The following is a 12,982-nucleotide window of genomic DNA, read 5'->3' as shown; positions in this document are numbered from 1 at the left end:
CAAAGGGGCCAGACATCGGTTCCGGGGCGTCAACACGAAAAGGCGCGCCGACGGCAGCGCCGACAGGGAGAACTTCATGCTGAAAAACATGCTGAAGGCGACGGTATTCGCCACCACCATGGCGGTAGCCGCCGGCGCATTCTACACGCCAGCGTTCGCCGAGAGCGTCTACAACAGGGGCACCGCCGCTGAATCGGAGTCGGTCGACCCGCACAAGACCTCGACGGTCTATGAAGCGAATGTCTTGCGCGACCTGTTCCAGGGCCTCGTCATGCAGGACGAGAAGGCCAACCTCATTCCGGGCGCCGCCGAAAGCTGGACGGTATCGGATGACGGCACCGTCTACACCTTCAAGCTGCGCAAGGACGGCCAGTGGTCGGACGGCAGCCCGGTGACGGCGGACGACTTCGTCTACGCCTTCCACCGGCTGGAAGACCCGGCAACTGGCGCCGAATACGCCTCGATGCTGTATCCGGTGAAGGGTGCGGAGGATTTCAACACCAAGAAGGGCAAGCCCGAGGACATGGGCGTCAAGGCGATCGACGCCAACACCCTGGAAGTGACGCTGAAGGCGCCGACCCCTTACTTCCTGGAGATGCTGACCCATCAGGCGACCTATCCGGTCAGTAAAGCCTCGATCGAAAAGCTCGGCGCCGACTGGATCAAGCCCGGCAATCTTGTTTCGAATGGCGCCTATACGCTGGCCGAATGGGTTCCCAACGACCACATGAAACTGGTCAAGAATCCGAAATTCTGGGACGCCGCGACCGTCAAGTTCGACGTGGTCAACTACATCCCGACCGAAGATCGTTCATCGGCGATGAAGCGCTTCGAGGCCGGCGAACTCGACAGCTATGACGATCTGCCGACCGAACAGCTTGCCGACCTCAAGACCAAGTTCGGCGGCCAGATCCATGTCGGCCCGTATCTCGGCACCTACTATTATGCGATCAAGACCGACAAGGCGCCGTGGAACAACCCTGAACTGCGCAACGCAATCTCGATGGCGATCGACCGTGACTTCATCGCCGAAAAGGTCTGGCAGAACTCGATGCTGCCCGGCTATTCGATGGTGCCTCCCGGCATCGAGGGCTACACGCCCGCAATGGCCAAATACGCCGACATGCCGCAGATCGACCGTGAGGACGCGGCCAAGAAGATCCTCGAGAAACTCGGCTACACGCCCGAGCATCCGCTGAAGATGGAAATCCGCTACAACACCTCGGAGAACCACAAGAACACCGCGGTCGCCATCCAGGAGCAGCTGAAGCCGCTCGGCGTCGACGTCACGCTGCTCAACACCGACACCAAGACCCACTATTCCTTCCTGGAGCAGAAGGGCGACTATGACGTGGCGCGTGCCGCCTGGATCGCCGACTACAAGGATCCGGAAACCTTCCTCGGCATTTCGCGCAAGGCGAGCGGCAACAACTACTCGAACTACAACAGCGCGCCATACGAAGCGGCCATGGACAAGGCGGCCGCCGCCGGCGGCAAGCCCGAGGAGCGCATGAAGGAGCTCTCCGAAGCCGAGCGCATTCTCGTCGACGATGTCGGCCAGATCCCGCTGCTCTACTACAGCTACCACGACATCGTTTCCTCGAAGCTGCATGGCTTCGTCGACAATGTGATGGATGTGCATCCGTCGCGCTTCGTCAGCAAGGACTGATCCCTGGCCAAGCTGCCGCGCACTCGGTGCGCGGCAGCGCTGGTTTGCCATCGCATCGGCCGGGAAGCGCAATCGATTTTCGGAAAATCCGGTGCGAAGATTTGAAGGCTGGAGCACAATCGTCCAACTGGATGGGCGTGTTCCGGATCAAGTGGGGCACCGATGCTGCGATACGTATTCCGGCGGCTTTTGACCGCCATCCCGACGCTGTTCGTCATCGTGACGATGGCGTTCTTCCTGATGCGCGTGGCGCCAGGCGGTCCGTTCAACCAGGAGCGGGGGCTGAGCCCCGAGATCAAGGCCAACCTTGAAGCCCAGTTCGGCCTCAACGATCCGCTCTGGCTGCAATATGTCCACTATCTCGGCAATTTGCTGCGCGGCAATTTCGGCCCGAGCTACAACATGCCGGATTTCACCGTCACCGAACTGTTCGCCAAGGGCCTGCCCATTTCGGTCCAGCTTGGTGCCTCGGCGCTGATCCTGGCGCTGCTGCTCGGTTCCGTGCTCGGCACCATCGCCGCGCTCAACCAGAACAAGCTTGGCGACTATACGGTGATTGCGCTGGCGACGGCCGGCAGCACCATCCCGACCTTCGTCATCGCGCCGTTGATCCAGCTGCTGTTCGGGCTGACCTGGAAGCTGTTGCCGATCGGCGGCTGGGGCGACGGCGCCTTCATCAACAAGGTCGGCCCGGTGCTGACGCTGGCTCTGCCGCAGATCGCCATCGTTGCCCGCCTCATGCGCGGTTCGATGATCGAGTCGCTGCGCTCCCATCATATCCGCACCGCACGCGCGCTCGGCCTTTCCGACTGGTCGGTGGTGGTCAAGCACGCCCTGCGCGGCGCCATCCTGCCGATCGTCTCGTTCACCGGCCCGGCGGCGGCGGCCCTGTTGACCGGATCGGTCATCGTCGAGACGATCTTCTCCATTCCCGGCGTCGGCCGCTATTTCGTCGATGCCGCGCTCAACCGCGACTACACGCTTGTGATGGGAACGGTGGTGGTGATCGCTATCTTCACCATCGTCTTCAACCTGATCGTCGACGTCATGTACGCGGTCGTCGACCCGAGGGTGCGCTATGACTGACATCGCAGCCACAGCTCCCGCCATCGTTGGCCGTTCGCTCTGGGGCGATGCCTGGGCGCGGCTCAAGGCCAACCGCGCCGCCATGTTCAGCCTCTATTATCTCGCCTTGATCGGGCTCGTCAGCGTGTTCGGACCCTGGTTCGTGCCGCATCAGTACACGACCATCTATGCCGACTATGTCCGCATGCCGCCAAGCCTGTCGGCCTATCCGAAGCCAGATATGATCCAGGGGGCACTCACGGACGCCATCAAGCGCATGCGGGTCGACCTCAAGGAGTGGCATCAGGAAGGCAGCCGCGTCACAGTCACCGTCACTTCGACCAAGCCGATCGATGATCGCAACATCCGCTACCTCGACCGTTCCGATGCCTTTGACGACACCAAGATCGAGAGCAAGTCACCCGACGGCCTCGAGGTGACGATGAGCACATCGGTCAAGCAGCAATATTTCCTGTTCGGCACCGACAATACCGGCCGCGATCTTCTCTCGCGCACGCTGATGGCCGGGCGCATCTCGCTGGCCATCGGCCTGCTCGCGGGCGTTGTGGCGGTGGTGATCGGGGTGATCTATGGCGCCGCCGCCGGCTTTTCCGGCGGCAAGATCGACGAGGTGATGATGCGCATCGTCGATGTGCTCTACTCCTTGCCGTTCATCTTCTTCGTCATCATGCTGGTGGTGTTCTTCGGCCGCAACTTCGTGCTGATGTTCCTGGCGGTCGGGGCGGTGCTGTGGCTCGACATGGCCCGTATCGTGCGCGGCCAGGCATTGTCGATCCGCCGCCAGGAATATGTCCAGGCGGCGGAAGCCATGGGCGTCGGCCAGCGCGGCATCCTGCTGCGCCATGTCATCCCCAATCTGCTCGGCCCGGTGGTGATCTACATGACGCTGCTGGTGCCGCAGGTCATCATCCTGGAGAGTTTCCTGTCGTTCCTCGGCCTCGGCGTGCAGGAGCCGATGACCAGCTGGGGCGTGCTGATTTCGGTCGGCGCCAAGAACATCGGCACAGCCAACTGGCTGCTTCTGTTCCCCGCCTTCTTCCTCGTCTCGACGCTGTTCGCGCTCAATTTCGTCGGCGACGGCTTGCGCGACGCACTTGACCCGAGAGATCGCTGACATGGCCACTCCCGAAACGATCCTCAGCGTCAAGGATTTGCGCGTCCGCTTCCGCACGCTCGACGGTGCCGTCGAAGCGGTGAAGGGCATCAACATCCACGTCAATGCGGGCGAGACAGTTGCCGTGGTCGGCGAGTCCGGCTCCGGCAAGAGCCAGACGATGATGGCGGCGATGAGCCTGCTGGCTTCGAATGGCGAAGCCACCGGCAGCGTCGACTATCGCGGCCGCAACCTGCTGACACTGAGCAAATCCGACCTGAACAAGGTCCGCGGCGCCAAGATCAGCATGATCTTCCAGGAGCCGATGACCTCGCTCGATCCGCTCTATTCGATCGGCAACCAGCTGATCGAACCGATCCGCCGGCATCGCGGCCTCAATGCCGCCGAGGCACGCGAAGAGGCGCTCAAGCTTTTACGCCTCGTGCATATCCCCGATCCGGAGCGGCGGATGAAATCGTATCCGCATGAAATGTCCGGCGGCCAGCGCCAGCGCGTGATGATCGCCATGGCACTCGCCAACGACCCCGACATATTGATCGCCGACGAGCCGACCACGGCGCTCGACGTCACCATCCAGGCGCAGATCCTGATGCTGCTCGCCGAACTGCAGCGCAAGCTTGGCATGGCGATCGTCTTCATCACCCACGATCTTGGCATCGTCCGCCGCTTCGCCGACCGGGTCTATGTCATGCGCCAGGGCGAGGTCGTCGAGGAAGGCGAGGCGGAAGCGATCTTCGCCAACCCGCAGCACGCCTACACCAAGATGCTGCTGGCGGCCGAGCCGACGGGAACCAAGGCGCCTCCGCCCGCCAATGCGCCCGTGGTGCTCGAAGGCCGGAACGTCGAAGTGACCTTCAGGATCGGCGGCGGGTTTCTGGCCGGCGAGCCGCTGATGCTGCGTGCCGTCGACGACATTTCCATCCGGCTGCAGCGCAACCAGACCATCGGCATTGTCGGCGAATCCGGCTCGGGCAAATCGACGCTCGGCCGCGCCTTGCTGAGGCTGCTGCCGAGCGACGGCCTTATTCGTTTCGGCGATCGCGACATTTCCCAGGCCGACCGGCAGCAGATGCGGCCGCTGCGGCGCCAGATGCAACTCGTCTTCCAGGATCCGTTCGGCTCGCTGTCGCCACGCATGACCGTTGGCCAGGTCATCACCGAGGGGCTCTTGGTGCATGAGCCAAACCTTTCGGGCAAACAGCGCGACCAGCGCGCGGTCGAGGCCTTGCTTGAGGTCGGCCTCGATCCCAACGCCCGCAACCGCTACCCGCACGAATTCTCCGGCGGGCAACGGCAGCGCATCGCCATTGCCCGCGCCATGATCCTGAAGCCCAAGATGGTCGTGCTGGACGAGCCGACCTCGGCGCTCGACCGTTCGGTGCAGAAACAGATCGTCGAACTGCTGCGCAAGCTGCAGGCCGACCATGAACTGTCCTACTTGTTCATCAGCCACGATCTCTCGGTCGTGCGCGCCATGGCCGACTACATCATCGTCATGAAGCAGGGCAAGATCGTCGAAGAGGGGCCGACAGAGGCGATCTTCAGCAATCCGCAGCACGTCTACACGCAGACGCTGATGGCCGCGGCGATCGATGTCACGCGCTTCCGGCTGAGCGCGTGAGACGGCACTTCAGGTAAGGCAATCATCGTGGCGGCGTCCGTTCGCTCAACCCGCCGACCTCGGGCACTTGCGTGCGCGAGTGGCGGCAATGGTGTCCTGCTCCTGCTTCAACCGGTCGATCCTGGCCGTTTCACGGTTGGCGACCGCAGTCTTTACACGCGAACCGCCAAGCAGCCAGCGCGGAACACTGGTGTTGGCGACCTTGCCGCGGGTGATAGCTGTTTGCGAGATCTCGCCGGCGTTGGTCCCCAGCGCGCTGTTGAGTTCTGTACAGGTCATCTTGTCGTATTTCGTCGGATCGACCGTCCTGCCGATCGACGAGCAGCCGGTAACGAGAAGCACCGCAATCACAAGAGCCGATGTCGAGGCTGTCGTTGAAATCAAATTCATGTCCACATCCAGCTCGCCGTTCACTGGCTTCATCATATCCACCGAACTATCTGGAGCCGACGATTATTTCGTCAAAGATGCGCTAGCGACGGAAACCCTGTGGGAGCATGAACACACAGGGGGTTTCCAGCCGATATGGGAACGTTCTCGGTCATTCGAAGTTGGTATCCGTCGAGTGTCTAAATTCAATCCCTGGAAACGGAGAGAGTCCGTCTCGGTTGACGCCGGGCCGGCCTTTCGGCGGCCCTTGGCCAACGGTGCAATCTCAGCGGCTCGTGCTGGTTGTGGCAACCCGGCCTTCGTACCGCGCCCTTCGTTCAGTTTCCCCGGAACTCACGCCGCTGCTGCGATGAATGCGGTGGGAGCGCAACCGCCGAGCACTGCCTGGGCGATGTCAGTCTCATGGTCATCGACATGCGCGGTCACCAGAACGATTCGCTCGGCAACGCTCCGATCATCCAGCTTTGTGGCAGCCGTGATGAATGCTCCGAGCAACCCGCCGGCACCGCCGCCGCAGATCGCGCAAATCAGTGCTCTTGCCGATAGTCCTGCCGGAAACGGATCGGCGCCGTAGACGATCATGACGCTCAGGCAGGCCAATACCGCACCGACGGCGCCAAGGAGGACACACGGAGTCCTCAGAAACCCGACCTCGTCCTGGTAGGGCCCGATAATGGCAATCTGAACGCGAGGAACACCGACCGCCACCAGTTGTCCAGCAACCCGGGCGGCTTCGGCATGGGACTCAAAAAGCTTGCTGATTGTCCGCATGGTCTCAGAGCGTTTTCTCGTGAAGCAACGTATCGGCAACGAAGGACGCGGCGATCAAATCGTCGCCATCGATGCTTCCTCGTCCGTCGACCATCATGGCTGCGACCTTTTGGAAGGTCTTCATTTCGCTCATGGTAATCCGGGCTTCCTGCATCCTGCACTTGAGGTCGGCTACGCGCGTCCCCAGAGCATCGGATCTTGCGGTCTCGCTGTTCGACATGGTGGCGTTCATCCAGTTCCGCTCATTTGATTATCTTCGGGTCCAGCAACCGAACAGAGCCGCAGCGCAAACGTTCCCGGGCTGGGCTTCGGTCCGGTACAGCCCCGGACTTTAGTCTGACCGTAAAATGCAATGGTCTTACCTGTGGTGCCGCTCGGAACAGCCACTGTTCGTAGCCGTTGTCCGCTGCACGTTCAGGAGGAAGCTGATGGACAAGAGTGTTGGCCAAGCGCGCTGGTTGCTCGCACTGATCTTTGCGGTGGCCATCACTTTCATGGCGATTGGAATGACCCATGGCTGACCATCCGAGAGGTCGAGCACGAATGATTTGCAGATTGGCGCAGCCACGTCCCTTCCTGCGCTGATAGGGTTCGCTCGCCGCGCCGTGTGGCGAGCGAACCCTAAATATCTGCAGGCGCCACGGCCTGCATTCCAGCCAACGAGGCGAGATTCTGCGACCTTTTCGGAGGGGCTGGATGGCGTCGTCTCACACGATGGTTCGTTGATGATGCCTTGTATCGGCACGCCAGATCACCAGCCACATTTCAGATTTTTTGCCGGCAGGCCCAAACTACAAAGGGCCGGGCCAGCTGCGTCGATCAATAGCCGTTGTTTTCGATCACCACGGGGTGATGTCGATGATGGGTGGAGACGGAGCCTGTGACAATGACGGCATCCGGACGATGGTGCCGGCGGCCATGATCGTAGAACGCAACGGTGCCATGGTGACGATGATGCAAGCGCTGGCCGTCCTCGTTGATGACCTTGACGTTGCTGTGGTGACGATGGTGGGTTTTGATAACGACATCGGCTTCGGCCGCCGAAGCGATAGCCGGCAATCCGATGGAAAGCGCCAAAGCGCACATGATCATTGTTTTCATTGTAATTTCTCCATTGTCTTGATTAGCCCTTCGTTGGAATAACTGCCGCTGGTCGCTTTGGTTCCGGGTTTCCCAAGGCAGCCGGAAAGGCAATGGCAATTCGCAGGACGAGCGATCACGTGCCCAGGGCTGAGAAGGAGCGCCTCTCGCTCAGGGGACTTGCAAAGAACGATGTGTCTCGACGCATCGGTCGTGCGCGCATCGGCAACACCGCGCCCAAAAACCCGCCTCTCTCGATCCTTGCCGCATGGCGGAACATTAGGCGTATCTAATAGTTCTACTCCTTGTAGCAGGCGCCTTGCCGTCTGCTGAAGATCAGCCGGCAAAGGCTGGTCGGCCCGCGTTCCTTCGCCAGAGGCGCGGGCTTTTCCAGGCAACAGGAGAACGATCATGAACAATATCATTTGGCTCGTTGGAGCGGTGGTCATCGTCATAGCGATATTGGGGTTTTTCGGCCTGCGATAAGCTCGACGTCAGCTATGTCCATCGACCCTCTATTGGAAGGTGACCGGTGGAAGCGAACACTGCGAAAGCGCCACAGGCTTTCAGCAGAGGACCGAAACGATGGCGGGGAGTTCATTGTCCCTGTTCCATCCGATGACAGGAGCTTTCGCGTCTGGTTCCTGTCCAATGAAACAGGCATCAGCGTGGATCAAACCGGCGAACTTGTCGATAGGATCGAGACGGATGGCGCGGCGTTGTTGAATGACGCGCGGCGAATGAAAAATTCACGCGCAATGACCGACAGGCTGCAGCCAGCTACGTCGTCTGCGCTTTCAACAAGCCCACTTGTGTAGCGCGTTGGCGACAAAGGGAAGGGCTGCACCGAGGAGGCGGCCCATCTCACCGTATCTCAGGTGTGATATCAGTTTGAGCGCCAAAGTCGGGATGCGCTAACACGTTGTTTTTCTGGTCGGAGTGGCAGGATTTGAACCTGCGACCCCCTCGTCCCGAACGAGGTGCGCTACCAGGCTGCGCTACACTCCGTGACCAGACCGCGGGCTTATAGCCGCCACACTTCATTCCTGCAAGCGGCAATGGCAGCACTTCTGTCGCATTTCGTCAGCTTTCGCCACGCAGGCCGCTGGCGCTCCAGTTGAATGCGCGCGCCCAGTCGGCAAAGCTGTGCCAGCGCACCTCGGGGAATTGTCTGTGCAAAGTTGCGATATCGACGTCGTAGCCGACGCGGTCGAACCATTCGAACATCAGTGCCGCGTCCTCGCTCTGCTGGCGGGCAGCAGCGATTGGGATTTCTTGATAGCGGATCGGGCGGCCGATGGCCTCGGACAGGATTTTCGCCTGCTCTTCGCCGGACAATTCATCCCCGGCGAAATCGAAGCGCTTGCCGAACACCTGCTCCCGCCGTTCCGCAAGCGCGGCGACGAAAGCGCCGATATCCGCCAGCGCAACCAGCTGGAGGACCCGCTTCGGCGGCATGGCGAAGGCGTGAGTGCCCTGGCTGAGCGCGCCGATCGACCACGGCGCGACGGCATTCTCCATAAAGGCGACCGGCGCGCTGATCGTATAGGGAATGCCGAGCTGCCTGACATGCTGCTCGACCAGATACTTGCTTTCGAAATGCGGAATGCCGGTCTGCTTGTCGGCGTCGGCAACGGATGAATAGATCAGGTGTCCGATGCCGGCGGCCTTCGCCGCATCGGCGGCCAGGATCCCCTGGCGGGTTTCCTCCTCGAGGCCGGCCTCGTAGCTGTTGCCCATCAGGAACATGGTGTCGACGTCTGTTGCGGCCTTCACGACGGAGGCTGCATCGGCGAGATCGCCGGCCACGACCTCGGCGCCCGCCGCAGCCAGTTGCCGTGCGGCTTCGCTGTCCGGCTTGCGCGTCAGCGCCTTGACGCGATGGCCCCTGGACAAGAGGGCACGCGCAACGGCGCCGCCTTGCTGGCCCGTGGCGCCGGTCACAAGAATGCTTCGTTTGCTGGTCATCTCATTTGCTCCTTCTTGTTTGTCTGGAGCGAAATTAGGCTCTGTCTCATTGATGCATAACTGCCTATAATTGGAAAACTTTGTCCCAATATTGAGCATAATGATCGACCTCAACGATGTCATCGTGTTTGCCCGCGTCGTCGAAGCCGGCAGCTTCACCGCAGCCGCGCGCCTGCTCGCCATGCCCAAGACGACGGTCAGCCGCCGTGTCGCCGCACTCGAACGCGAGGTCGGTGTGCGTCTGCTGCAACGCACCACACGCAGCCTCAATCTGACGGACGCCGGACGTCTCTATTATGAGCAAAGCAGCCAGGGCCTGCGGACGATCGAGGAGGCGAATCTGCGTCTCGCCGAGGCGAGGGCGGAGCCTTCGGGCACGATCCGCATTTCGGCTCCGGTCGGTTTTGGCGGTCACTTCCTCATCCGTGCCGTGGTCGAGTTTCTGGCGCTGTACCCGAAGACCAATGTCGAGCTCCGCCTCACCGACGACAAGCTCAACCTGGTCGAGGACGGCATCGACCTCGCCTTCCGCACAGGCAGACTTGAGGATTCGACGCTCATCGCCCGCAAGATCGGTTCCACGCACAGGCTGCTCTGCGCCAGCCCCGACTATCTCGCACGGTACGGAATGCCGGAAAGCCCGGCCGATCTCGTCCGCCATCGATGCGTTATTGCGGGGCCGTCGGCCTCAGGCGCTCATTGGGTGCTGGATGGACCACAAGGCCAGGAAAGTGTCGACGTCGCCGGGCGTTTCGCCGCCAATGAGATGCAGGCGGTGGTGGCGGCCGCAATCGCAGGCTTCGGCATCGCCCAACTGCCTCAGGTGATGGCCGAGGCACTCATCGCGGAGGGACGGTTGCAACGCGTTCTCGATGGCTACACGACGCCCGAGGGCGGCCTGCACGTTCTCTATCCCAGCAGCCGACACCTCTCACCGTTGGTCAAGGCCTTCATCGATCTCGCGGTCGAGCGGATTTCGAATCGGGTAAACACGGCTTAAGGCATGTCTGCTACCCCAGACCAACTTCTGAGCGAGACCCGAATGAGCCAGCGCATCGTCAGTTTTGTCATGAGCGGCGGCGTCGGCTCGCGGCTCTGGCCGCTGTCGCGCGAGGACAATCCGAAGCAGTTTCACGACCTGTCCGGCGATGGCTCCATGCTGGCCAAGACCTTGCGCCGGCTGACGGCAAGGCCGGCCGGCGAAACACCGATCTTCCTGATCGCCTCCGAGCGCCATGCCGATCGTGTCCATGCCGACCTGGCCGGCCTCGATCTCGCCGGCGGTGGTCCATTGTTCGAGCCCACGGGGCGCAACACCGCCGCTGCGATCGCACTCGCAACGCTGCGCACCCTGTCCGAATTCGGCGACAGCCTGGTCCTGGTCGTGCCGTCGGATCACGAAATATCAACCCCAGGGCAATTCTGGCAGAGCGTCGAGGCAGGCGCCGAGGCGGCGCGTGCCGGCCGGCTTGTGGTGTTCGGCATCAAACCGACGCAGCCCGAAACCGGCTATGGCTATATCGAGGTGGCGGGCGCGCAGGGCGGCATCTTCGACGTCACGCGCTTCGTCGAGAAGCCGGACCTGGCGACGGCGCAGAGCTATCTCAAGGCGGAAAGCTTTTACTGGAACACCGGCATCTTCCTGTTTCGCGCCGCTGCCATGCGTGACGCGTTCGCCGCCTTCGAGCCCGACATCTGGCAGGCCACAGAAGCCGCCTACAAGGCGGCGACATCGGACCTGTCCGGCCTCTATATGCCGCTGGAGCTCTATGAGGCCATCCCCTCGATCTCGATCGACTATGCCATCATGGAGCGGGCGCAAGGCATTGCCATGGTGCCAGCCAACTTCCGCTGGAACGATCTCGGCTCCTGGCAATCGCTGCTCGACGTCGGTCCGGCCGACGACCACGGCAATGTCGTCATCGGCGATGTTGTCGCCATCGATTGCGAGAACTCCTACATCCGCAGCGACGGCCGCCTGCTGTCGGCGATCGGCATGAAGGATGTCGCCATCGTTTCCACTGCCGACGCCACTTTCGTTGCTCCGGTCAGCCACAGCCAGCACGTCAAGAAGATCGTCGAGCAGCTCGAAAAATCGGGCCGGCTGGAAACCAGGTTCACGCCGGCGCATGATCGCGTCATCGAAAGCGGCGCCTGGCGGCGGCGTGTGCACCACTGGCTGTTTCAGGAGACCTTGCCGCTGTGGTCGACATCGGGTGTCGACGAGCGCCATGGCGGTTTCCATGAAGCGCTCGGCTTTGATCGCGCGCCGCTGATGAAACCCAAGCGCATGCGCACAATGGCCAGGCAGGTCTATGCCTTCGCGGTCGCCAGCGCGCGCGGCTGGGACGGTCCGGCCGACCGGCTGATCAGCCACGGGATCGAGTTCATGGTCAGAAATGGCCGCACCGACAAAGGCGGCTGGGTGCGCACCTTGCATGTTGACGGCTCCGTCGCCGACCCCACCGAGGATGCCTACGACCATTCCTGCGTTCTGCTGGCGCTGGCGCATGCGCATATGTCGGGCAATCCCGATGCCTTGCGGCTCGGCGAGGAAACTTTTGCCTTCCTTGATGCACATCTCGAGGATCATCGCATGACCGGCTTCCTCGAAACATCGGACGGCGAGGGCGAGCGGCGCTCCAACCCGCATATGCATCTGCTCGAAGCGTTCCTGGCCTGGCATCAGGCCACAGGCGAGCGTGCCCATCTGCGCCGTGCGGCGCGCATCATCGATCTCTTCCGGAGCCATTTCTTCGACCGGGAAAGCTGGACGCTGGGCGAATATTTCGATGACGAATGGAAGCCGTCAGCCGGCGAGAAAGGCGCCTGGACCGAGCCCGGCCATCACTTCGAGTGGGCTTCGCTGCTGGTCGATTTTGCCGGACGCAGCGGCCAGGCCGAACTGAGCGGCTTCGCCAGGAAGCTCTATGCCTCGGCCATCGCCAATGGCCTCAACCGCGCCACCGGTCTTGCCTATGGCGCCGTCTCTCGGCGGGGCCTGCCGCTGGACCTGATCTCGCGCAGTTGGCCACAGGCCGAAGCGGTCAAGGCGGCCATTGCCCTGGATGGCTCGGGCGGACCCGATCTCAAGCCGGAGATCGAGGAACGCGTCGGCCGGCTGTTCCGCTGGCACATCGACCCGGCACCCCTCGGCCTGTGGATCGACCGCATCGACGAACGCGGCCGCTCGTTGGCGACCGACGTGCCGGCCAGCATCTTCTATCACCTGGTTTGTGCGCTGACGCAGTATCTGGATGGAACGTCGGGGGAGGCGGCTTAA

The 12,982-nt window shown here is 62.0% G+C and carries 11 protein-coding genes and 1 tRNA gene; 6 read left to right on the top strand and 6 right to left on the bottom strand.

The genetic code is table 11. The features are described from left to right. Positions 1 to 76: 76 nt before the first annotated feature. The 4 genes from DBIPINDM_RS05800 to DBIPINDM_RS05785 all read left to right on the top strand — a co-directional run bounded on the left by DBIPINDM_RS05800 (position 77) and on the right by DBIPINDM_RS05785 (position 5,490). Entirely contained in the window at positions 77 to 1,669 is a 1,593-nt protein-coding gene (locus tag DBIPINDM_RS05800) for a peptide ABC transporter substrate-binding protein (protein ID WP_258584836.1), read from the top strand. A 162-nt stretch (positions 1,670 to 1,831) separates the two neighbouring features. Next, positions 1,832 to 2,755: an ABC transporter permease subunit gene (locus DBIPINDM_RS05795; protein ID WP_258584835.1), complete on the top strand. Its 924-nt coding sequence runs from the start codon at positions 1,832 to 1,834 to the stop codon at positions 2,753 to 2,755. Beyond that, a complete protein-coding gene (locus DBIPINDM_RS05790) occupies positions 2,748 to 3,869 on the top strand; it encodes an ABC transporter permease (RefSeq protein WP_258584834.1) in 1,122 nt (373 codons plus the stop codon). Before DBIPINDM_RS05795 ends, DBIPINDM_RS05790 begins: the two co-directional genes overlap by 8 nt. Before the next feature lies 1 nt (position 3,870). Further along, complete coding sequence (locus DBIPINDM_RS05785; protein WP_258584833.1) at positions 3,871 to 5,490, top strand: ABC transporter ATP-binding protein; 1,620 nt, start codon at positions 3,871 to 3,873, stop codon at positions 5,488 to 5,490. A 45-nt stretch (positions 5,491 to 5,535) separates the two neighbouring features. Here DBIPINDM_RS05785 and DBIPINDM_RS05780 read toward each other — a convergent pair whose 3' ends face one another. From DBIPINDM_RS05780 to DBIPINDM_RS05755, 6 genes are all read right to left on the bottom strand, one after another. Further along, entirely contained in the window at positions 5,536 to 5,880 is a 345-nt protein-coding gene (locus DBIPINDM_RS05780) for a hypothetical protein (protein ID WP_258584832.1), read from the bottom strand. A gap of 333 nt (positions 5,881 to 6,213) precedes the next feature. Further along, positions 6,214 to 6,651, bottom strand: a complete 438-nt coding sequence (locus tag DBIPINDM_RS05775) for a hypothetical protein (RefSeq protein WP_258584831.1) — start codon at positions 6,649 to 6,651, stop codon at positions 6,214 to 6,216. Positions 6,652 to 6,655: 4 nt separating this feature from the next. Next, positions 6,656 to 6,871 (bottom strand): hypothetical protein, encoded by a 216-nt coding sequence (locus DBIPINDM_RS05770; protein WP_258589474.1) that lies wholly within the window; start codon positions 6,869 to 6,871, stop codon positions 6,656 to 6,658. Between the two features lie 599 nt (positions 6,872 to 7,470). Continuing rightward, positions 7,471 to 7,752 carry a hypothetical protein gene (locus DBIPINDM_RS05765; RefSeq protein WP_258584830.1) on the bottom strand — a complete coding sequence of 94 codons (282 nt, stop codon included), beginning with the start codon at positions 7,750 to 7,752 and terminating at the stop codon, positions 7,471 to 7,473. 910 nt (positions 7,753 to 8,662) lie between these two features. Then, a tRNA-Pro gene (locus tag DBIPINDM_RS05760) sits at positions 8,663 to 8,739 on the bottom strand. Between the two features lie 75 nt (positions 8,740 to 8,814). Beyond that, a complete protein-coding gene (locus DBIPINDM_RS05755; protein WP_258584829.1) occupies positions 8,815 to 9,699 on the bottom strand; it encodes an NmrA/HSCARG family protein in 885 nt (294 codons plus the stop codon). 100 nt (positions 9,700 to 9,799) lie between these two features. On the opposite strand from DBIPINDM_RS05755, the gene DBIPINDM_RS05750 reads away from it, so the two are divergent. Both DBIPINDM_RS05750 and DBIPINDM_RS05745 read left to right on the top strand, forming a co-directional pair. After that, entirely contained in the window at positions 9,800 to 10,699 is a 900-nt protein-coding gene (locus tag DBIPINDM_RS05750) for a LysR family transcriptional regulator (protein WP_258589473.1), read from the top strand. A gap of 42 nt (positions 10,700 to 10,741) precedes the next feature. Further along, on the top strand, positions 10,742 to 12,982 hold the full coding sequence (locus DBIPINDM_RS05745) for a mannose-1-phosphate guanylyltransferase/mannose-6-phosphate isomerase (protein WP_258584828.1): 2,241 nt from the start codon (positions 10,742 to 10,744) through the stop codon (positions 12,980 to 12,982).

This window comes from Mesorhizobium sp. AR02 (genome assembly GCF_024746835.1).
In the GTDB taxonomy this organism is placed as follows: domain Bacteria; phylum Pseudomonadota; class Alphaproteobacteria; order Rhizobiales; family Rhizobiaceae; genus Mesorhizobium.
This window is presented reverse-complemented; position numbering and strand designations above follow the sequence as displayed.